19 protein-coding genes are annotated in these 19,220 nt (G+C 62.9%); 9 read left to right on the top strand and 10 right to left on the bottom strand.

Annotation, left to right across the window (positions count from 1 at the left end; all coding sequences use genetic code 11):
* Window positions 1-123 precede the first annotated feature (123 nt).
* From IEX16_RS06435 to IEX16_RS06425, 3 genes are read left to right on the top strand one after another with little or no spacing between them, the layout of a single operon-like run.
* On the top strand, window positions 124-636 hold the full coding sequence (locus IEX16_RS06435) for a TRAP transporter small permease (RefSeq protein ID WP_188707518.1): 513 nt from the start codon (window positions 124-126) through the stop codon (window positions 634-636).
* Window positions 633-1,931: a TRAP transporter large permease gene (locus tag IEX16_RS06430; RefSeq protein ID WP_188707517.1), complete on the top strand. Its 1,299-nt coding sequence runs from the start codon at window positions 633-635 to the stop codon at window positions 1,929-1,931. The genes IEX16_RS06435 and IEX16_RS06430 overlap by 4 nt, the downstream gene beginning before the upstream one ends.
* Window positions 1,928-2,821 (top strand): shikimate dehydrogenase, encoded by an 894-nt coding sequence (locus IEX16_RS06425; RefSeq protein WP_188707516.1) that lies wholly within the window; start codon window positions 1,928-1,930, stop codon window positions 2,819-2,821. The genes IEX16_RS06430 and IEX16_RS06425 overlap by 4 nt, the downstream gene beginning before the upstream one ends.
* A gap of 82 nt (window positions 2,822-2,903) precedes the next feature.
* Here the strand turns inward: IEX16_RS06425 and IEX16_RS06420 are convergent, their stop codons facing one another.
* Complete coding sequence (locus tag IEX16_RS06420; protein WP_188707515.1) at window positions 2,904-3,380, bottom strand: FKBP-type peptidyl-prolyl cis-trans isomerase; 477 nt, start codon at window positions 3,378-3,380, stop codon at window positions 2,904-2,906.
* Window positions 3,381-3,524: 144 nt separating this feature from the next.
* Between IEX16_RS06420 and IEX16_RS06415 the strand changes: the two genes are divergently transcribed.
* A complete protein-coding gene (locus tag IEX16_RS06415; protein WP_188707514.1) occupies window positions 3,525-5,654 on the top strand; it encodes a TonB-dependent receptor family protein in 2,130 nt (709 codons plus the stop codon).
* A gap of 73 nt (window positions 5,655-5,727) precedes the next feature.
* Window positions 5,728-6,435, top strand: a complete 708-nt coding sequence (queC, locus tag IEX16_RS06410; protein ID WP_188707513.1) for a 7-cyano-7-deazaguanine synthase QueC — start codon at window positions 5,728-5,730, stop codon at window positions 6,433-6,435.
* Here the strand turns inward: queC and IEX16_RS06405 are convergent, their stop codons facing one another.
* Window positions 6,436-8,247, bottom strand: coding sequence for an ABC transporter ATP-binding protein/permease (locus IEX16_RS06405; protein ID WP_188707512.1), 1,812 nt, complete (start codon window positions 8,245-8,247; stop codon window positions 6,436-6,438). It abuts the gene before it with no gap.
* A gap of 100 nt (window positions 8,248-8,347) precedes the next feature.
* Here IEX16_RS06405 and IEX16_RS06400 point away from each other — a divergent pair, with 100 nt between their 5' ends.
* Window positions 8,348-9,163, top strand: coding sequence for a crotonase/enoyl-CoA hydratase family protein (locus IEX16_RS06400; RefSeq protein ID WP_188707511.1), 816 nt, complete (start codon window positions 8,348-8,350; stop codon window positions 9,161-9,163).
* Between the two features lie 120 nt (window positions 9,164-9,283).
* Here IEX16_RS06400 and IEX16_RS06395 read toward each other — a convergent pair whose 3' ends face one another.
* The 7 genes from IEX16_RS06395 to IEX16_RS06365 all read right to left on the bottom strand — a co-directional run bounded on the left by IEX16_RS06395 (window position 9,284) and on the right by IEX16_RS06365 (window position 16,313).
* On the bottom strand, window positions 9,284-10,342 hold the full coding sequence (locus IEX16_RS06395) for a 5'-nucleotidase (RefSeq protein WP_188707510.1): 1,059 nt from the start codon (window positions 10,340-10,342) through the stop codon (window positions 9,284-9,286).
* 268 nt (window positions 10,343-10,610) lie between these two features.
* Complete coding sequence (locus IEX16_RS06390; RefSeq protein ID WP_188707509.1) at window positions 10,611-11,180, bottom strand: histidine phosphatase family protein; 570 nt, start codon at window positions 11,178-11,180, stop codon at window positions 10,611-10,613.
* Entirely contained in the window at window positions 11,177-12,022 is an 846-nt protein-coding gene (locus IEX16_RS06385; protein WP_188707508.1) for an adenosylcobinamide-GDP ribazoletransferase, read from the bottom strand. Before IEX16_RS06385 ends, IEX16_RS06390 begins: the two co-directional genes overlap by 4 nt.
* Window positions 12,023-12,170: 148 nt before the next feature.
* The gene (cobT, locus tag IEX16_RS06380; protein WP_188707507.1) at window positions 12,171-13,226 is read right to left on the bottom strand and encodes a nicotinate-nucleotide--dimethylbenzimidazole phosphoribosyltransferase; all 1,056 of its coding nucleotides are present in this window, start codon (window positions 13,224-13,226) and stop codon (window positions 12,171-12,173) included.
* Window positions 13,189-13,359 carry a cysteine-rich CWC family protein gene (locus IEX16_RS06375; protein WP_229676224.1) on the bottom strand — a complete coding sequence of 57 codons (171 nt, stop codon included), beginning with the start codon at window positions 13,357-13,359 and terminating at the stop codon, window positions 13,189-13,191. The genes cobT and IEX16_RS06375 overlap by 38 nt, the downstream gene beginning before the upstream one ends.
* Window positions 13,360-13,443: 84 nt before the next feature.
* Window positions 13,444-15,033 carry a threonine ammonia-lyase, biosynthetic gene (ilvA, locus tag IEX16_RS06370; RefSeq protein WP_188707505.1) on the bottom strand — a complete coding sequence of 530 codons (1,590 nt, stop codon included), beginning with the start codon at window positions 15,031-15,033 and terminating at the stop codon, window positions 13,444-13,446.
* A gap of 167 nt (window positions 15,034-15,200) precedes the next feature.
* Window positions 15,201-16,313, bottom strand: coding sequence for a porin (locus IEX16_RS06365; RefSeq protein ID WP_188707504.1), 1,113 nt, complete (start codon window positions 16,311-16,313; stop codon window positions 15,201-15,203).
* Between the two features lie 280 nt (window positions 16,314-16,593).
* On the opposite strand from IEX16_RS06365, the gene IEX16_RS06360 reads away from it, so the two are divergent.
* Window positions 16,594-16,866 (top strand): type II toxin-antitoxin system Phd/YefM family antitoxin, encoded by a 273-nt coding sequence (locus IEX16_RS06360; RefSeq protein ID WP_229676223.1) that lies wholly within the window; start codon window positions 16,594-16,596, stop codon window positions 16,864-16,866.
* Between the two features lie 7 nt (window positions 16,867-16,873).
* A complete protein-coding gene (coq7, locus tag IEX16_RS06355) occupies window positions 16,874-17,491 on the top strand; it encodes a 2-polyprenyl-3-methyl-6-methoxy-1,4-benzoquinone monooxygenase (protein ID WP_188707502.1) in 618 nt (205 codons plus the stop codon).
* Between the two features lie 71 nt (window positions 17,492-17,562).
* Here coq7 and IEX16_RS06350 read toward each other — a convergent pair whose 3' ends face one another.
* Window positions 17,563-18,033 carry an OsmC family protein gene (locus tag IEX16_RS06350; RefSeq protein ID WP_188707501.1) on the bottom strand — a complete coding sequence of 157 codons (471 nt, stop codon included), beginning with the start codon at window positions 18,031-18,033 and terminating at the stop codon, window positions 17,563-17,565.
* Between the two features lie 387 nt (window positions 18,034-18,420).
* Here IEX16_RS06350 and IEX16_RS06345 point away from each other — a divergent pair, with 387 nt between their 5' ends.
* Window positions 18,421-19,167 carry a DUF3047 domain-containing protein gene (locus tag IEX16_RS06345; RefSeq protein ID WP_229676210.1) on the top strand — a complete coding sequence of 249 codons (747 nt, stop codon included), beginning with the start codon at window positions 18,421-18,423 and terminating at the stop codon, window positions 19,165-19,167.
* Window positions 19,168-19,220: the final 53 nt, after the last annotated feature.

The following is a 19,220-nucleotide window of genomic DNA, read 5'->3' as shown; positions in this document are numbered from 1 at the left end:
AACGGCCTTTGGCCGTCTCACTCTCCAGGGGATGCCACCAGCGACCGGCCAAGCCGGTTCTGCGGCGGCGCCGGAATCACATGGCTTGCAGGCGTGCCGGATGGCGCGTCAGTGAAAGGGACGATGATCGATCACATTCTCAAACAGCTCCACCGTTTTGCAGAAGCGGTGGCCGCGACCCTGCTGGCGGTGATCTTTGCCGCCTTCATCATCCAGATCGTCCTGCGCTACGTCTTCAACTGGCCGGTGGGCTGGACCACCGAGCTGTCGCTCGCGGCCTGGCTCTGGCTGGTGCTGTGGGGGGCCGCCTTCGTGCTTAAGGACGACGAGGAGATCCGCATCGAGATTCTCGTCGACCGGATGGGACCGAATGGGAGGCGTGTGCTCGCGGGGCTGGGCGCCTTGTGCGTCATCGTGTTCTTCGGCATGTCGCTCAAGCCCGCGTACGAGTACGTTGCATTCATGAAGGTGGAAAAAAGTTCCTACATGGGCATACGCATGGACTTCACCTATTCGATTTATATCGTTTTTGTCGTCGCCGTCCTGCTGCGCGCTCTGCGCACGCTGGTGCGCGCCATCCGCGGCACATTGCCGGCGCCCCGCGCTCCCGACGCTGCTACCACTTCCGCCATATGAACTTCGCCAGTCCCTTCGCTTTCGCCCTCTACACCATCCTGGGGCTGTGCCTGCTGGGTGTGCCGGTGGGCCACGCCATGATTGCCGGTTCGGTGCTTTATCTCTACATGCGTGGCATGGACATCGGCACCGTCGCCGAGCAGTTGCTCAACGGCACCAACCAGAGCTTCCTGCTGCTCGCCATTCCGCTGTTCATCCTGGCCGCGGCCATCATGAGCAACGGCAGCATCCTCGATCGGCTGCTCATCTTCTGCAATGCAATCGTCGGCCGTTACCGCGGCGGGCTGGCGCAGGTGAACGTGCTGCAGAGCGTTGTCTTCTCCGCCATGTCGGGCAGCGCGCTGGCTGACGCGGCCGGCTCGGGCAAGCTGATGCAGGAGATGATGACGCGCGACAAGAAGTACACGCCCGAATTCGCGGCGGCACTCACTGCGGTGTCCTCGGTGCTTGGTCCCATTCTGCCGCCGTCGATTCCGCTCGTCCTGTATGCGCTGGTTTCCGGCACGTCGATCGGCTACCTGTTCCTGGCTGGCATCCTCCCCGGTATCCTGCTGGGCGCTGTGCAGATGGGACTGATCTGGTGGCAGGCGAAGTCGCGCAACTTCCCCGTGGAGGAAAAGGTCCCCCTGCGCGAGCTGCCGCGCATCACGCGGGAAGCCTTTCCGTCGCTGGTGCTGCCGCTCTTGCTGCTCGGCTGCATGTACACCGGCATCACCACGCCCACCGAGGCTGCCGGCATCGCAGCCGCTTACGCCCTGGTGATCTGCGTCGTGCTGTACAAGCTGCGGTGGTCCGAGTTCTATGATGCGCTGCTGTCCAGCGCCCGCATGAGCATTTCCATCGGCATGCTGATCGCGGGCGCGCTGGTCTTCAACTACGTCATCACTTCCGAAAACATTCCGGCGTCGCTGAGCCAGCAGTTGGGTGGCCTGCAGCTCTCGGCATGGGGCTTCCTGCTGCTGGTGAACGTGTTCCTGCTGTTGCTGGGCGGCTTTCTCGAAGGCTCCACCATCATCCTGGTGATTTTGCCGGTGCTGCTGCCCACGGCCGTGGCGTTGGGCATCGACCCGGTGCATTTCGGGCTGGTGGCGGTGTTCAACATCATGATCGGGCTGTGTACGCCGCCGTTCGGCTTGCTGCTGCTGATGATGATGAAGGTCGCCGATGTACGGATGGGACCGCTGATGCGCGAGGTCTGGCCCTTTCACCTGGTGATGATCGCCGCTCTGGCCGTCTGTACCGTCTGGCCGGACTTCGTGCTGGTGGTGCCGCGGATGGCGGGCTATAGCGGATGACACCAAGCGCAGGCAAGCTGCTGGTCGGCCTGATTGGCTCCGGCATCCAGCGTTCGCTGACGCCGGCGATGCAGGAAGAAGAAGCGCGCCATCATGGGCTGCGCCTGCATTACCAGCTGATCGACCTGGACCAGACCCCGGATCCGCTGCAACAACTGCCGGCCCTGCTGGCCTCGGCGCGCACCATGGGCTTTGCGGGGCTGAACATCACCTACCCTTGCAAACAGGCGGTGCTCCCGCTGCTGGACGGCTTGTCGCCTGAGGCCGAAGCCATGGGCGCCGTGAACACCGTGGTTTTCCAGGGCGGCCGGATGGTGGGCCACAACACCGATGGATCAGGTTGGGCCTGGGGCTTGCGCCGCTCGCTTCCGCAGGCCGATCTGGCTTGCGTGGTGCTGTTAGGCGCGGGAGGCGCCGGCTCGGCGATTGCGGACGCGGTGATGCGCCTGGGCACCGCGCAATTGCGTGTGGTGGATACCGATCTGGCGCGTGCATGCGCGCTCGCCGAAGCACTGAAGACCCGCTTTGGCGACCGCGTGATCGCGCTGGGCGATGCTGCGCAGGCCCTGGCAGGCGCGACGGGCCTGATCCATGCCACACCCACAGGCATGGACAAGTTGCCGGGCATGCCGATTGCGGCTACGTTGCTGCGGCCCTCGATCTGGGTGTCCGAGATCGTCTATTTCCCGCTTCACACCGGCTTGCTGAAGGCGGCACGTGCTGCCGGTTGCTCCACTGTGGACGGTGGCGCCATGGCCGTGGGGCAGGCCGTGGGCGCGTTCGAGTTGTTCACCGGGCTGAAAGCCGAACCGGAGCGCATGGTGCAACATTTCCGGCAACTGCTGGGTGCGCAGGCGGGACATGCAGCACAATTGCTATTAAAAAAGTAGCTGCTTACGCTTGTCCGATATGGGCTGAGAGCATTTTTTATTTATAAGTCGCGCCTGCCCGCCCGGCGTGGCCGCCATATGGTCAGTGGTGATGCCCGTGTTCACCATGCACATGGCGGTGAGCAATCTCTTCGGCGCTGGCGGCGCGCACATCGGTCACGGCCAGAGTGAAGCGCAAGGCCTTGCCGGCCAGCGGGTGGTTGCCGTCGAGCAGCACCGTGTCGCCCTTGATCTTCATCACGTTGAACACGATGGACTTGCCGTCCTCCCCGCGGCCCTCAAGCTGGCCGCCGACCTTGATACCGGGCGGAAATTGTTTTTTCGGGATGGTCTGGACCAGGCTTTCATCGCGCAGTCCAAAGGCGTCCTGCGGCTGCAGCTCCAGCGTGGTCTGGTAGCCGGTCGTCTTGCCAGCCAGCGCTTCCTCGATCTTGGGCAGCGTGTTGCCGTAGCCGCCATGCAGGTAGACCATGGGTGTCTTGCTGTCCTCGATGAGTTTGCCGTCCAGGTCGGCGACCTTGAAGCGCAGGCTGACGGCGGTGTCTTTGTCGATGTTCATAGTGAGCTCAAAGGAAGAAGTGGAGGAGTTGACCGTCATTTTCACCGAAAGGGCAGGCCATGCCCAAAAACGGGAAAGCGCCTACTGCACGGATGGCCGACAGCCAGTATGCTGAGGCAGTTATTTTATTTGCCCGACATCCCCATGAAACTTCCCTCACACCATCCTTCTTTCCTGGCGGCCGCCCTGGCCCTCGCCTATTTGCTGGGTATTCCGGCTTCGGCCCAGACGCTGGCGCCCATCAACGTCACCGCCACCCGGACCGAAGTGCCGCCTTTCGAGGTCCCTGCGTCTGTCGATGTGCTGGACGGCGAGCGTATCCGTGGCGATGGCCGGGCGCAGGTCAATCTGTCGGAAAGCCTGGCACTGGTGCCCGGCCTGCTGGCGCGGGACCGGCTGAACCAGGCGCAGGACATGCAGTTGTCGGTGCGCGGCTTTGGTGCGCGCGCGACCTTCGGCGTGCGCGGCGTGCGTCTGTATGTGGACGGTATCCCGGCGACCATGCCAGATGGCCAGGGCCAGCTCTCGCACATTGACCTGGCCTCGGTCGGCCGGCTGGAAATTCTGCGCGGCCCGTTTTCAGTGCTATACGGCAATTCGTCGGGTGGTGTCATGCAGGTATTCACCGAAGAAGGGCAGGGCAGCCCGGTACTGAGCAGCAGTGTGGCCGCCGGCTCGTACGGCCTGCGGCGTGCCGACATCAAGGCCAGTGGCTCTGCGGGTGCGCTCGGTTATGTGCTCAGCGCCGGGCGTTTGAGCACGAATGGCTTTCGCGAACACAGCGCCGCCGAGCGCGAAGGCGCCAATGTGCGGCTGGACTGGGCGCTGGGCGACGACCGCAAGTTGATCTTGTTGGCCAATACACTGTCGATGCGGGCTGACGACCCCTTGGGCTTGAGCCGCGCGCAGTTTGACGCCGCGCCGCGCAGTGCCGATGTCTCGGCGACCACCTTCAATACCCGCAAAACCGTGCGCCAGAGCCAGGTCGGTGCGGTGTATGAGCAGCGTGTGGACGGCGACAACCAGTTGCGCCTGATGGTTTATGGCGGCGAGCGGGCCACCACACAATTTCAGGCGATTCCAACGGGCGTGCAGGCCAACCCCTTGCACCCCGGCGGCGTGATCGGTCTGGCGCGCAGTTACGGCGGTCTCGATGCGCGCTGGACCACACGCACGGCGCTGGCACAGCGTCCGCTGGAGATTGTCGGCGGCCTGGCCTACGACACGATGAACGAAACGCGGCGCGGCTGGCAAAACTTCCAGGGCAGCACGCTCGGTGTGCAGGGCGCTCTGCGGCGCGAGGAAGACAACCGGGTCACCAGCCTCGACCCCTATGTTCAGGCCACCTGGAAACCGGATGCGCGCTGGACCGTCAACGCCGGTGTGCGACACAGTGTTGTGCGCTTCAACTCGGACGACAAATACATTGTTGGCCTGAATCGCAATGACAGCGGCAGCGTGCGCTACAGCGCCACCCTGCCGGCGGCGGGCGTGACCTATGCCCCGTCGGATCAGTTTCGGGTGTACGCGGCGGCCGGGCGAGGTTTCGAGACGCCGACCTTCAATGAATTGGCCTATCGTTCCCTTGGTACCGGACTTAACTTTGCGCTGCGTCCTTCCCACAGTGACAACTTGGAGACCGGCGTCAAATGGCGGACCCTCCCCGGTGCCGCTACGCGCATGGAGGCGACAGCCGCAATTTTTCACACCGCAACCCAGGACGAAATCGTCACGCAGTCCAATGTCGGTGGCCGCAGCACCTTCCAGAATGCAGGTGCCACGCGCCGCCGCGGGCTGGAGCTGGCGACCAGCATCACGCCTGCGCGTCACTGGCTGGCGCAACTTTCCTACACCTTGCTGGATGCCCGCTACCGCGATGCTTTTGTCTGCCCGGTCAATGTCAACCTTTGTCCGGCGGGCCGGGTCCCGGCTGGCAACCGCATTCCAGGGACCGCGCGCAATACGCTGGCGGCCGAAATGGGCTGGCGGCCACCGACCGGCTGGCGCACAGGTGTTGATGCGCGTTATCTCGGCAGCGTCGCCGTCAACGATGTCAACAGTGATGCGGCGGCATCTTTTGTGACCCTGGGCGCGCATGTCGGCTATGTGCTGGCGCTGGACCGCTGGAACATCGTTGCGACAGCGCGTGTCGACAACCTGACAGACCGCAAGTATGCCGGCTCGGTCATCGTCAACGAGGGCATTGGACGTTATTTTGAACCGGCGGCGGGGCGCAATTACGTGCTTTCGCTGTCGGCCAACTACCGCTTCTAGGGACTCTGGCCCTGCTGGGTTGGAGGCTGTGCGAGGCACAATAGCCGCTTTCTTGCCACCCGATTTTCCGCCCATGCACACCACCGCCCTTGTTCTTTTTTCAGGAGGCCAGGACTCCACCACCTGTCTGGCCCAAGCCTTGTCCAACTACGAGCGCGTCGAAACCGTAGGTTTTGACTATGGCCAGCGCCACAGCGTGGAGCTGCAGGCGCGGCTGGTGGTGCTGCAGCAAATGCGTGCGCAGTTTCCGCAGTGGGCCACAAGGCTGGGTGAGGACCATGTGCTGGACCTGGCGGTGCTGGGCCAGGTCAGCGAGACCTCGCTGACACGCGACATGGTGTTCAAGATGGAAAGCTCGGGCCTGCCCAACACGTTTGTGCCGGGGCGCAACCTGCTGTTCCTGACACTGGCCGCGGCGCTGGCCTACCGGCGCGGCTTGCAGGTGCTGGTGACCGGTGTTTGTGAGACCGATTTTTCAGGCTACCCCGATTGCCGCGACGACACCATGAAGGCCATGCAACTGGCGCTGTCGCTGGGCATGGACAAACGCTTTCTGATCGACACGCCACTGATGTGGATAGACAAGGCCGCCACTTGGGCCATGGCCGAAACCCTGGGCGGCCAGGCGCTGGTGGACTTGATCATCGAACACACCCACACCTGCTATTTGGGCGACCGCGAACACCGCCAGGCCTGGGGCTATGGCTGCGCTACGTGTCCGGCTTGCGAGTTGCGCGCGCGCGGGTTCACAGCTTACGCTGCGACCTTGCGCGCGCGCTGATCAGCGTCGGGTCTCCCGCAGCTCGTAAAGCGCGGGCGCGCCTTCGGGCAGCTTTTCCAGTTCCCACTGCTTGTCATGAAAAGCCGCAACCGCCGGCCGGTGCGCGATGGACACCAGCGCGCCGCCCGCCTGCCTGACCTGCGCCACCAGCCGTTCGTAGAGGGTTTTTTCGGCAGCCTCGTCGAGCGCGCTGGTGGCCTCGTCGGCGAACACCCATGACGGCTTTTTCAGAAGCACGCGTGCAATCGCCAGGCGCTGCTGCTCGCCGCCCGACAGTTTCTGGCTCCAGGCGTCCTCGTCGTCGAGCCGATCACGGAGCTGCGGCAGCAGGGCGTCATGCAGCGCCTGACGCAGGGCCTTGTCGCTGTAGCTGCCGGCCGGCTGCGGGTAGGCCAAAGCGTCGCGCAGGCTGCCATTGGGGAAATAAGGGCGCTGCGGGATGAACATGGTGTTGGCCGGCAGCACGGTGCGGCCGCGGCTGAAGGGCCAGATGCCCGCCAGCGCCCGGAACAAGGTGGACTTGCCGCTGCCCGATGGGCCCTTGATCAGCACTGTGTCGCCGGCTTCGGCGTGCAGCGTCAGACCGGCCAGCAGCACGCTGCCAGTCGGCAGGGCCAGCGTCAGATCCTGGGTGTCCAGTGACCCGGATGAGGTCCGGACTGCTACTGAATTAATAGCTGCTTGCTCTTGCTGTGCGTGGGCTAGCGCCCTAAAACTGTCTTCAAAGCTGGTCAGCCGGTCGGTCGTGGCGCGCCAGGCCGCCAGACTGCTGTAATTGTCGACAAACCAGCTCAGTGAGTCCTGAACCCGGCCGAAAGCGGACGCGATCTGCATCAGTTGCCCGAGCTGGATGGCGCCGCCGAAAAAACGCGGTGCTGCGACGATGAAGGGAAATACCACCGCTGCCTGGCCGAAGAAGTTGGTGAACCAGATCAGGTTTTTCTGCTTCTTGATCAGCGTAAGGTAGTTGGTCAGCACCGTCGAAAAGCGGCTGTCCAGTTGCACCCGTTCGACCGCCTCGCCTTTGTCCAGCGCAATCGATTCGCTGTACTCGCGCACGCGCATCAGGTGGTGGCGAAAGTCGGCCTCGTAGCGCTGTTGCAGGAAATTAAGCCGGATCTGCGGTCGCCCGATGTAGTGCGTGATGATGCTGCCGACCGTGCAGTAGAGCACCGCCATCCAGACCATGAAGCCGGGAATGTTGAAGCTGTTGCCGCCCAGCGTGAAGGCAAACGGCCCCGACAGGCTCCACAGGATGCCGACGAAACTCAGCAGCGTGACCACGGCGTTGAGCAGGCCCATGCTCAGCGAGATGGTGTAGGTGGTGAACAGGTTCAGGTCTTCCTGGATACGCTGGTCCGGGTTGTCCGGTGTGGCCGGCTGCGCGCCCGAAGCCGCATACCGGGCCAGCTCCATCTGGTAGAAAGCGTGGTTGGCCAGCCAGCGCTGCAGGTAGTGCGCGGTCATCCAGGCGCGCCAGCGAATCTCCAGCAACTGCGTCAGGTAAAAGCGGTAGACCGCGATGATGATGAAGGCAAAGGCCAGGTAGGTGAAACGGCCCAGTTGCTCCCAGAACACCGGCTGGTTTTTCTCCTGCACCGCGTCGTAGAAGACCCGGTTCCACTCGTTGAGCAATACCAGCATGTAGACCGCAGCCAGGTTGAGCAGCACGATGGCCAGCAACAAGCCGCGGGCCTTCCACTTTTCTTCGGACTGAAAGTAGGGCCGCGTCAGCGCCCAGGTTTTGCGGCAGAAGTCCTTGAAGGCGGCGAATTTGCCGGACACGGCGGCGGCGGGAGGTGTCGTGACCATGGGTGCTGTCCTTCTTGAGCGGGAGTGAACCAGTGTAGTGCGGCGGCAGGCTGTCGCGCGGGCGATGCGCTGTGGGAGGCGGTAGCGCTAGGATGGTTCCATGAACACACCTCCTTCGCTTGCGCCCGCCGAGGGCAGCATCGACTGCACCGTGCAAGGCCCGCTGCTGCTGATCGCCATCAACCGCCCTGCCAAGCGCAATGGCTTCACGCCGAAGATGTTCCGTGAACTCGGCCAGGCCTACACGCGTCTTGACGACGACCCGGCGCTGCGCGTCGGTGTGTTGCACGCGCTGGGTGAGCACTTCACCGCCGGGCTGGACCTGCCGACGATTGCGCCGCTGATGCAGCGCGGCGAAAAAGCCGTGCCGCTGGGCCTGGTCGATCCATTGAACCTCGGCATGGATGGCTACCGACGCCGCAGCAAACCCATGGTGGTGGCGGTGCAGGGCATCACCTACACGCTGGGCATTGAGCTGATGCTGGCTGCTGACATTGTGGTGGCGGCGGATAACTGCCGCTTCTCGCAACTGGAGGTCAAGCGCGGCATCATGGCCACCGGCGGCGCGACCCTGCGCATGGCCGAACGCGCCGGCCTGGGCAATGCGCTGCTGCATCTGCTGACCGGCGACGAGTTCGGCAGCACTGAAGCACTGCGGCTGAATTTTGTGCAGAAGGTGGTTCCCGCCGGGCAGGTACTGGACGAGGCCTTGCGCATTGCCGACGTGATTGCCGCCCAGGCGCCGCTGGCGGTGGTGGCCACGCGCAACAACGCGCTCAAGGCGGTCGAACACGGCCCACTGGCCGCCATGCAGGATTTCATCACGGTGCAGCAGGGGCTGTCGCGCAGTGAAGATGCGGCGGAAGGCGTGCGTTCGTTTGTGGAAAAGCGGCCGGCCCGGTTCGAGGGGCGTTAGGTTTTATCTGTCATCCCGGGCGTGACCCGGGATCCATGTCGCATGCACCAGCTAAGCTGTTGGTCCGCCGGCATGGATTGCGGATCGAGTCCGCAATGACATCGCATTGGCACTGGCGTCTCAGGACAACTGGTTGGAGACGCCGCTGACCACATGGCCCGAAGGCACATGCTGTGACGCTGAATCGACATGGCCGGTTTGGTCGTCGAAGAAGAAGTCGGGTTCAAACTCGCGCAAAAACTCGCCCTTGGCCAGGCCACCGAGAAACATCGCTTCATCGACCTCGATGTTCCAGTCCATCAGTGTGCGGATGGCTCGCTCGTGCGCCGGCGCGCTGCGTGCCGTCACCAGCGCCGTGCGTATGCGCATGTGTGAAGTGCCGACTTGCTGCAGCCGGTGCAGCGCTTCGAGCAGCGGCTTGAAGGGCCCGGCCAGCAGCGGTTGCGCGGCCTTGGCGCGTTCGTGCGCCTGGAAGGCCGACAGACCGTGCGACTGAAACACGCGTTCGGCCTCGTCCGAAAAAATCACCGCGTCGCCGTCAAAGGCGATACGCACCTCGTTGGGGTGTTTGTCGCTGGCATGCGCCGACTGCGGGTAGACCTGCGCGGCTGGCACACCGGCTGCCAGCGCGTCGCGCACATCGCTCAGGTGGGCTGAAAGAAACAGGTTGGCGTGCAGTGGCTTGAGGTAGCGCCAGGGTGCCTCGCCGCGGTTGAAGGTGCCGCGCTGGATGTTCAGCCCGTAGTGCTGGGCCGAGCGGAACACCCGCATGCCGGAGACCGGGTCATTGCGCGAGAGGATCACGACCTCGACGCGCTGGGCCAGTTTCGAAGTGCCGGCGGGTGCAGGATTTTCCGACGGGCCGCCCCTAGGAAAATCAGCCCCCTCGGGGGGCAGCGAAGTACGCGAAGCGACGAGCGTGGGGGCCAGCTCTTCATCCAGGTTGTCGGGCGCGTCATTGAAGGCCAGCAGCTTTTTGACCAGCGAAAAAGCCACGCCGGGTTTGGCCGGCACGTCGAGCCGATCGAGTTGCAGCTGCATGTAGGCCGCATCCTTCTTGGTGCCGGGCACCGGCGGCTGGACCTTGCCGTCCTCGAACACGCGGTTTTCTTCTTCAAAGTCGAACAGTGCGCGTGATGAGATCGCCACCACCAGTTGTCCGTCGAGCGTTGCTGCCATGTTAGGGCCTATTCACACTATGGATGCAAGTGCGAACATGGTTAAAACGGCACCAATCTAGGCGCGCGACGACGCTCAGCCTGGGCGGCTGAGCTAGGAGTGCAACAACGAGTGGTGCCGTTTTAGCCATGTTCCCTTCGGGTTGCGGCCAAAAAGGCCATGCGCAGCGTTGCAAAGCCTTGCCGGGCGTCAACCCGGCTGCATTTTGCGCCTCGCGCATGACCTTTTTGACTCGCAACGCATTTTGCATCCATAGTGTGAATAGGCCCTACCTTGCGGAGGGTTTGTCCAACGATAGCTCAAGTGTGCGCCATTGCCCGCAGGCCACACCGTCCTGCGGCCACTGGTCAGCGCGGCTGATCTGGCGCACACCGCTTGCCAGCAGCTGTACCGCGCGGATGATGCCGGCGTGGGTGATCCAGACGTGATCGGGCGCGTTGGGCAACTCGTCAAAAGCCTGAGCCACACGCGCCATGACCCCGCCGACGCTTTCGCCGTGACTGCCTACCGCATGATCGGCAAAATTGGCGGTCCAGTCGTCGAACTCGCTGCGCGCAATGTCAGCCCAGGGCCGGCCTTCCCAGGTGCCAAAGTTCATTTCCTGCAGGCGGGCGTCGGTTTTACAGATCAAATCCGGCCGCAGTCCAATCAGCGCCCGTGTAAGCTGCTCGCATCTTTGTAGCGGAGAGGTGCTGATGCAGGCGCCCGCCGGCAACACTGCGGCCAGGGCGTGGGCGCATGCCAGCGTCACCTCGGGGCCGGCCGGCACATCCAGTGCGCCGTAGCAGGTTCCGGGCGTGAACAGCACCTGGGCGTGACGAACCAGCCAGAGTTTCATGCCAAACCGATGGCCAGGCCGAGGTAAAAGGCGATTTCGCAGACCTGCTGCGTGGCACCCAGGCAATCTCCAGTGAAGCCCTGCAGACGCCGCGTGAACAGCCGCCCCATCCACAGCAGCGCGATCACGGAAAAGCTGCAAGCTGCTATCAATGCAATAGCGTCCAGCACATAACTGGCAAGGGCCAGGGCCATGAAACACCACAAAAAAGCGGCGGCTAGGCTGCCCATGCTGATCTGGTCGGCCAGCGGTTTGGACTTGGACGTGGCGGTGTCGCCCACATGCGGCAGCACTCGAATCAAGAGCAGGGGCAAGCCGCGCGAGACGACGTGGGCGGCAAACAGCGCAGCGGGTACCAGCCAGGGATCATGCGCCAGCGCGGCTTCCTCACTGTCCCGAAGCTCGGTTTCAACGGAGCCCAGCAGTGCGATCAGTGCCAGCTTGCAGCCCAGCACCAGCACCAGTGCCAGCGCGCCGAAAGCGCCGACACGCGAGTCCTTCATGATCTCCAGCGCGCGCGGCGCATCGCCGCTGCCGCCGAGGCCGTCGCTGACGTCGGCCAGGCCGTCCTCATGGAAGGCGCCAGTCAGCAGCACCGTGGCGACAGTGGAAAGCGCAGCAGCCACCAGCGGTGTGAACAGGCTCAGGGGCAGCAGCACCATCAGCAGGGCATAGACGGCCGCCGCGACAGCGCCGACCAGCCAGCCAATGCCGGGGAAATGCGCGGCGCTGGCACGCAGCATGGTCGGGCTGTAGCCGACCCAGGCTGCCAGCGCGCCGGTCACCGGAATGCGGGTGAAAAACTGCACGGCGAGCAGGAAATGACGCAGGAACTGGCTCATGGCGTGGCACTGGTCGGAGTTGTCATTGCGGGCTTGACCCGCAATCCATGCTGGATCACTGCGCCTGTTGGTACATGCTGCATGGATCCCGGATCGAGTCCGGGATGACAACGCAGGAAGGGGGACATCACTAAACCGGCCACGACGCCTATATCTCCGTTTTTCCGCTGACTCCGGCCGAATCAAAACTCGCCATCTCGGCCAGAAACAGCGACGCCGACTGCAGCAGCGGCCAGGCCAGAAGCGCGCCCGTGCCTTCGCCGAGGCGCATGTCGAGGTTCAGCAGCGGTGTGGCCTGCAGGTGTGCCAGCAGCAGGTGGTGGCCGCGCTCGGCCGAGCAGTGGCAAAACACCAGATAGTCCTTCGCTGCGGGCAGCAGGGCGCACGCAACCAAGGCGGCGGCGCCGGCGATGAACCCATCGACCAGCACCACGCGGCGCTCGCTGGCGGCTTGCAGCATGGCGCCGGCCATCATGGCGATTTCGAAGCCGCCCAGCGCCGCCAGCACCGCCAGCGGCTCCTGCACATCAGCGTGGTGGGCGAGCGCCCGCGTGAGCACGGACCGCTTGTGGACCAGTTGTGCATCGTCGAGTCCGGTGCCGCGTCCGACCACCTCGCTGATCGGCAGCCGGGCCAGCCGGGCCAGCAGCAGCGCGGCGGGCGAGGTGTTGGCGATGCCCATCTCGCCGAAGGCAACCACATTGCCGGGCAAATCTTTTACCACCGCCATACCGGCGTGTATGGCTTGCACCGCCTGCGCCGACGACATCGCGGGGCCTGCGCAGAGGTTGGCGGTGCCTGCTCCGATTTTGCGTTGCAGCAGTTGCGGGTGAGCGGCCAGCTCGGCGGCCACGCCGGCATCCACCACCTGCAGCGCAAACCCGTGCTGACGCGCAAACACATTGATGGCCGCGCCGCCGGCCAGCATGTTGCCGACCATCTGCAGCGTCACAGCCTGCGGGAAGGCCGACACCCCTTCGCTGGCGATGCCGTGGTCGGCGGCGAACACCACCATCTGCGGTGCATAGAAGCGGATGGTCTCGCTACGCTGGATCAAACCAAGCTGCAACGCGAGTGTTTCCAGCTGGCCGAGTGCACCCAGGGGCTTGGTTTTGTGGTCGATAAGGTGTTGCAGCCGCGCCGCCAATGCGGCGTCGGCGGTGGCTTCAATCGCGGGCAGGAGAAGGGCTGTGTTGTCGGTCATCGGTGATTTGTTGGAGGCAGGCGGGGCAGAAGCAGGAAGCTCCCGGCGCGCCGGTTGTAGATGGAGGCCCGGAAGGCACCGGCATGATGTGGGGCAGTTTGACGCACCAGCATTCACTGTCCCCGCCGACCATGCCACAGCGGAAACCGACGCCGCAGCGGGAGCACGAGGAGTTGGCTGACACGCCGTCCATTGCTGCAGTCATAACAGGGCTGGGTCAGGCTTGCAGAAACAGCCGGTAGACCGGGTTATCGGTCTCCTCCACATGCGGGTAGCCCAGGGTGTCGAGAAAGGCCTTAAAGGCCTTGTTGTCGGTCCTGGGCACCTGCAGCCCGACCAGGATGCGGCCATAGTCGGCGCCCTGATTGCGGTAGTGGAACAAGCTGATGTTCCAGCCAGGCTGCATGGTGGACAAAAATTTCATCAGCGCGCCGGGACGCTCGGGAAACACAAAACGCAGCAGCCGCTCGTTTTTTGACAGCGCCGTGTGGCCGCCCACCATGTGGCGGATGTGTTCCTTGGCCAGCTCGTCGTGGGTCAGGTCGAGTGCCTTGAAGCCGTGTTTGCTGAAATTGTTGGCGATCTTCGTGCTCTCGCCCTTGCCCTGCGTGGTCAGACCGACAAACACATGGGCCTGGCTGGCATCGCTGATGCGGTAGCTGAACTCGGTCACGCTGCGCGGGCCGCCGGGCAACTCGCCAATCAGCTCGCAAAAACGGCGGAAGCTGCCGCGCTCCTCGGGAATCGTCACCGCAAACAGCGCCTCGCGTTCCTCACCGACCTCGGCACGCTCGGCGACAAAACGCAGGCGGTCGAAGTTCATGTTGGCGCCGCACAGAATGGCTGCGTAGGTTTCGCCTTTGGTCTTGTGGGTGGCCACGTATTGCTTGATGGCGGCCACACTCATGGCGCCCGAGGGCTCGACAATGCTGCGGGTGTCGATGAACACGTCCTTGATCGCGGCGCAGACAGCGTCGGTGTCCACTGTGATGAATTCATCGACTAGTTCGCGGCTGATGCGGAAGGTTTCCTCGCCGACCAGCTTGACGGCCGTGCCGTCGGCAAACAGGCCGACGTCGGGCAGGGTGACACGTTTTCCGGCGCCCACCGACAGCGCCATCGCGTTCGAGTCGCTCATCTGCACGCCAATGACTTTGACCTCGGGGCGCACGGCCTTGATGTAATTGGCCACGCCGGAGATCAGGCCACCGCCGCCAATGGCGACAAAAACTGCGTCCAGCGCGCCTTTGCCGATGGTCTGGATCTGGCGCAGGATTTCCATGGCAATCGTGCCCTGGCCGGCAATCACGTCCGGGTCGTCGAACGGATGCACAAAGGTCATCCCGTTTTTTTTCTCCAGCGTGAGCGCGTGCAGGTGCGCGTCCGAGTAGCTGTCGCCGTGCAGAATCACTTCGCCGCCGAGTGCGCGGACGGCATCGACTTTGACCTGGGGGGTGGTCACCGGCATCACGATCACTGCGCGCGTGCCAAGCTTGTTCGCACCCAGGGCCACGCCTTGCGCATGGTTGCCGGCCGAGGCGCAGATCACGCCCTTCTTGAGTTGAGCCGCGCTCAGGTGCGCCATCTTGTTATACGCGCCGCGCAGCTTGAAGCTGAACACTGGCTGCTGGTCCTCGCGCTTGAGCAAGACCGTGTTGAGCAGGCGCTTGCTCAGGTTTTTTGCGGGTTCCAGGCCGGATTCCACCGCCACGTCGTAGACACGTGCGGTCAGGATTTTTTTAAGGTAGTCGGCCGGTTGAAGGCCAGGCGCCCGGGGGGCAGATGTTTTGCGGGTGGGCAATGTCATGGGGTCACTCTCTGCCTTCGATGATAGTGGGGTTTGAGACCGCGTCGAGAACGCTTCGTCTCGGCGCGTCTGTACGAAGCGCAGTTCAAAAATAAAAAAGCCGCCAGGTCCGAAGACTTGGCGGCTTTTGAGCTTTGAATCTCAAGCTGGCTTAAGCCAGCGTGGGATTAGAAAGCGTGGCGAACGCCGAGGTACAGCTGGCTGGCATCTTGGCCGACGGCGTTGTTAGGCGTACCGTTCAGAGCAGCTTGGGTGTACAGGTTGTAACCGGCTGCGGACTCGTTGTTGATGCGGGCGTAAGACACACCCAGCGAAGTGCGCTTGGACAAGGCGTAGTCGTAGCCCACCGACATCATCTTGGCGCCAGTGTTAGCAACGGTCGTGCCATTCAGCTTGACCCTTTGTGCTTTGGTGTACGTCACCAGGAAGGTGCCAGCACCAAGCGGCACGGTCACAGGGATGGAGAATGCACTGCGACGGCTTTCAGAAGAAGCGCCGCCGATGAGGCCACGGTCGATTTCGGAGCGGTCAAAGGTCAGGCCAACGGTGGCAACACCGAAGTTCCAGTCGACGAACGCAGTACCGGCTTCCTGGTCACCACGCGTTGCGCCAAGGACGCGGCTTTCGGTCTTGGCATCCCAGAGAGACACGCCAGCCTTCAGAGGGCCGTTGCCGTAGTTCAGGCCCAGCTGCATTGCGCGGCCTTTGCCTGCTTCGCCAACGGCGCCTTCAGAGCCAGCGAAGCTGGTGCTGTAGTTCGCCTGAGCCTGGAAACCAGAGAAGTTAGGCGAGGTGTAACGAACGACGTTCTGCGAACGGCTGGTGTTGGCAATCGCGTTGACGCCGCCGTTCACAAAACCGAGCAGTGCGCAGCTGGAAGCTTGCAGAGCAGTAGCGCGAGCGCCGTGCGAGTCAGAGCCTAGGCAGTAGTGAGTGTCGAGCTTGCCCAACTGGATCATGCCCAGGCCGCCGCTCAAGCCGACGAAGGTGTTGCCGCCACCCAGGGGGCTGGAAGTGGGCGCGCCGCCGTTGTCGTCAACGCGGACACGGGTGTCGAGCTGGAAAACAGCTTTCAGGCCGCCACCGAGGTCTTCAGTGCCACCGATGATGAAACGCGAAGAACCGTCAGCAATGGACAGGCCATTGCCATTGCCCGCAGGAGCGCCGGAGTATTTGGTATGTGCAATACCGCCTTTGACGTTGCCGGACAGGGTCACAGAAGACTGAGCGAAAGCGCCAACAGCCGCGAATGCAGCCAGAGCAACTAGGGATTTTTTCATTGCGAGTTTCTCCAAGGTTAAACATAGGGCTCCAGGATTTTGGATCCCCGGGCCAACCTCCATTTAGGAAGTTATACGTATTGCACCAGAGGCCGGAAGCTTTCGCAAAGGAATTAGCCTGCTAAATACATTTCCGTTGCACACCTGCAACAAATCTTTTTGCGGGAGTGGGCAAGCAGCCATGAGGCGCTTGGTCTTTAATAAGTACTACAAAGTGTAGTACATTGATCGCGGCAGCCGCCCAAACCTTTGTGTGATCTTTAACCTTGGTTGTCACTTGATGTCTCACCAATCGATCTCCCTGCGGGAGGCCAACCAGAACTTTTCCCGGGTGATTGCCGCAGTTGAGCGCGGCGAGGTGTTTGCCATCACCCGACGCGGCCACGAGGTGGCCCGCTTGGTACCCTGGAATCACGCTGCAGACGCTGCGCCAGACTCCAGCGCCACGGGGAAAAACCCCTTGGCCGATGCAGCCCTTGCTGAACGCATGCGCAGACTGGAGATCCTGGTGGATAAACTGTTGTTTGCCCTTTCTGAACCCGCCAAGAAGTAGACACGCCATGGACACCCTGATCAACGCCGCTGACAGCGCCCTGCGCACGCTTTTCGCAAAACCGCATGCGAGCCGGAGCTGCCCCACTGTGCCAGGACAAACGTCGGAGCTTTCCGGCGCAGACAAGGCACTGGCCGGCGCGTTGATGCGTGTCAACCATGTCGGCGAGGTGTGTGCCCAGGCGCTGTATGCCTCACAGGCGCTGAGTACGCAAAACCCGCTGCTGCGCCAGCATTTCATCGAGGCCAGCAAGGAGGAGGGCGACCATCTGGCCTGGACCCGCGAACGGCTTGAGGAACTGGGCGCCCGGCCTTCGCTGCTCAACCCGCTCTGGTACGCAGGCGCTTTTGGGCTGGGCTTGCTGGCCGGACGGCTGGGTGACAGGGTCAGCCTGGGCTTCGTGATGGAAACCGAGCGTCAGGTGGAATCGCACCTGGCCCGCCACCTGGAACGCCTGCCTCAGGGCGATCACGCTTCACGCGCCATCGTGGCGCAGATGAAGGACGATGAGGCGCGCCATGCCCAGGAGGCGCAGGGTGCTGGCGGCTTCGACCTGCCCGCGCCCGTGAAGGCCTTGATGCGGGCGTCGGCCAAAGTCATGACGACCACGGCGCATTACATCTGAGGCGAGCCGCTCCTCTTTCGATAGCTGTCCATGCTTGTTGGATATGGGCTGAAAGCCAATTGGACTTGAAATCAGGCTTCGACCAGCTCAAAACTCGTGGTGATGTCGGCGGTCTTGCCCAGCATGATGGTGGCCGAGCAGTATTTGTCGTGGCTCATGGCAATCGCGCGTTCCACGGCGCTGGCCGGAATGCCGCGCCCGGTGACCACAAAGTGCATCTGGATGCGGGTAAATACCTTGGGATCGGTTTCTGCCCGTTCGGAGTTGAGCTGGACCGTGCAGCCGCGCACATCGTGGCGCCCGCGCTTGAGGATCAGCACCACGTCATAGGCGGTGCAGCCGCCAGTTCCCGCCAGCACGGTTTCCATGGGACGTGGCGCAAGGTTGGCGCCGCCGTTTTCCGGTTTGGCGGCATCCGGCGCGCCGTCCATGACCAAGGTGTGGCCACTGCCGGTGGTGGCCAGAAAACGCATTGCCGACGCCGGCGTGCCGGTTGTGCCAGTTGAAGTGTTTGGGCCGGTCCAGCTCACTGTGCATTGCATAAATCGCTATCCTTTAAAACCAGAAATATTTGGATAAAACGCTGTAAATGTTCATTTTTCACAACAGATTATTGCTGCGGTGCAACATGCCTCCGCTATACTGAAATCATCGCACGAACATGCAAATGTTTTCATGCAATGGTTGTCTCCTCCATCCCTGAAAGGGTGGATTTACAGGTCCAGATCGCAAGGTCTGGACCTTTTTTCTTGCCTGAAGGTTTTCCGTAGCTTCGCGCCGCCTTGCAGCACAGACCCAAAAGGTGGGTAGGTGATTTTCAACAGCGCTGCCTATACTCGCGGCATTGTTTTAACCCCGTTCGCACTTGCATAAGTAGTGTGAACAGGCTCCAACCAGGCACGCCAATGTTTTACAGGGCAATAGCAACCGTGTTGACCGCAGCTGCCTTGATGCTGCTGGCAGCCTGTGCGTCGCCGCCCGACTTGCCCGAGGGGCCGGCTACGGCAGGCTTGGCGGCCACGCCGTGGACCCTCGCATCCAGTGCGGTGCCTGACGGCCCGGCCTGGCAGCACTACAAACTGCCGGGCAAGCAGCCCAGCCAGTTCAGCTACGTTCGCAAGGATGGGCGTGACGCCATGTCGGCTAATTCGACAGCTTCCGCCAGCATAGTGCGCCAAGTGGTGCGCATTGAGCCTGACGAACTGCGCAGTGTTCGGTTTTCATGGAAAGTGCCAGAGCTGATCGCCCAAGCCGACATGGCCTTGCGCGAGATGGACGATTCGCCGGTGCGAATTGTGCTGGCTTTTGAAGGTGACCGCAGCAAGTTCTCCGGTAAAAACGCCATGCTGTCCGAACTGGCGCGCGCGCTGACAGGGGAGGAGATGCCCTACGCCACCTTGATGTATGTGTGGTGCAACACGCGCCAGCCAGGCAGCGTCATTGTCAACCCGCGCACCGACCGCATACGCAAACTGGTGGTGGAGTCCGGCACCGGCAAGCTGCGCCAGTGGGTGGACTACGAGCGCAACATCCGCGCCGACTATGAAAAGGCCTTTGGCGAGGCGCCCGGGGCGCTTGTGGGCATCGGCATCATGACCGACAGCGACAACACCCGCAGCACGACCCAAGCCTGGTACGGACCTGTCACCGTGGGGACTTTCGGGCGCATGAAGTAGCTGCAGCGCAGCAGTTAGTGAAGGAAAGCCCTGATGCCGTCCCGGCCCGCTTA

Source organism: Polaromonas eurypsychrophila, from assembly GCF_014641715.1.
Taxonomy (GTDB): Bacteria; Pseudomonadota; Gammaproteobacteria; order Burkholderiales; family Burkholderiaceae_C; genus Polaromonas; species Polaromonas eurypsychrophila.
The sequence above is the reverse complement of the archived record's forward strand: the minus strand, read 5'-3'. Positions and strand labels throughout refer to the sequence as shown.

Excerpts from the sequence above, each read along its gene's own strand:
- IEX16_RS06435 (WP_188707518.1), top strand. The coding sequence starts at position 124 with ATGATCGATCACATTCTCAAACAGCTCCACCGTTTTGCAGAAGCGGTG.
- IEX16_RS06430 (WP_188707517.1), top strand. The coding sequence starts at position 633 with ATGAACTTCGCCAGTCCCTTCGCTTTCGCCCTCTACACCATCCTGGGG.
- IEX16_RS06425 (WP_188707516.1), top strand. The coding sequence starts at position 1,928 with ATGACACCAAGCGCAGGCAAGCTGCTGGTCGGCCTGATTGGCTCCGGC.
- IEX16_RS06420 (WP_188707515.1), bottom strand. The coding sequence starts at position 3,380 with ATGAACATCGACAAAGACACCGCCGTCAGCCTGCGCTTCAAGGTCGCC.
- IEX16_RS06415 (WP_188707514.1), top strand. The coding sequence starts at position 3,525 with ATGAAACTTCCCTCACACCATCCTTCTTTCCTGGCGGCCGCCCTGGCC.
- queC (WP_188707513.1), top strand. The coding sequence starts at position 5,728 with ATGCACACCACCGCCCTTGTTCTTTTTTCAGGAGGCCAGGACTCCACC.
- IEX16_RS06405 (WP_188707512.1), bottom strand. The coding sequence starts at position 8,247 with ATGGTCACGACACCTCCCGCCGCCGCCGTGTCCGGCAAATTCGCCGCC.
- IEX16_RS06400 (WP_188707511.1), top strand. The coding sequence starts at position 8,348 with ATGAACACACCTCCTTCGCTTGCGCCCGCCGAGGGCAGCATCGACTGC.
- IEX16_RS06395 (WP_188707510.1), bottom strand. The coding sequence starts at position 10,342 with ATGGCAGCAACGCTCGACGGACAACTGGTGGTGGCGATCTCATCACGC.
- IEX16_RS06390 (WP_188707509.1), bottom strand. The coding sequence starts at position 11,180 with ATGAAACTCTGGCTGGTTCGTCACGCCCAGGTGCTGTTCACGCCCGGA.
- IEX16_RS06385 (WP_188707508.1), bottom strand. The coding sequence starts at position 12,022 with ATGAGCCAGTTCCTGCGTCATTTCCTGCTCGCCGTGCAGTTTTTCACC.
- cobT (WP_188707507.1), bottom strand. The coding sequence starts at position 13,226 with ATGACCGACAACACAGCCCTTCTCCTGCCCGCGATTGAAGCCACCGCC.
- IEX16_RS06375 (WP_229676224.1), bottom strand. The coding sequence starts at position 13,359 with ATGGTCGGCGGGGACAGTGAATGCTGGTGCGTCAAACTGCCCCACATC.
- ilvA (WP_188707505.1), bottom strand. The coding sequence starts at position 15,033 with ATGACATTGCCCACCCGCAAAACATCTGCCCCCCGGGCGCCTGGCCTT.
- IEX16_RS06365 (WP_188707504.1), bottom strand. The coding sequence starts at position 16,313 with ATGAAAAAATCCCTAGTTGCTCTGGCTGCATTCGCGGCTGTTGGCGCT.
- IEX16_RS06360 (WP_229676223.1), top strand. The coding sequence starts at position 16,594 with ATGTCTCACCAATCGATCTCCCTGCGGGAGGCCAACCAGAACTTTTCC.
- coq7 (WP_188707502.1), top strand. The coding sequence starts at position 16,874 with ATGGACACCCTGATCAACGCCGCTGACAGCGCCCTGCGCACGCTTTTC.
- IEX16_RS06350 (WP_188707501.1), bottom strand. The coding sequence starts at position 18,033 with ATGCAATGCACAGTGAGCTGGACCGGCCCAAACACTTCAACTGGCACA.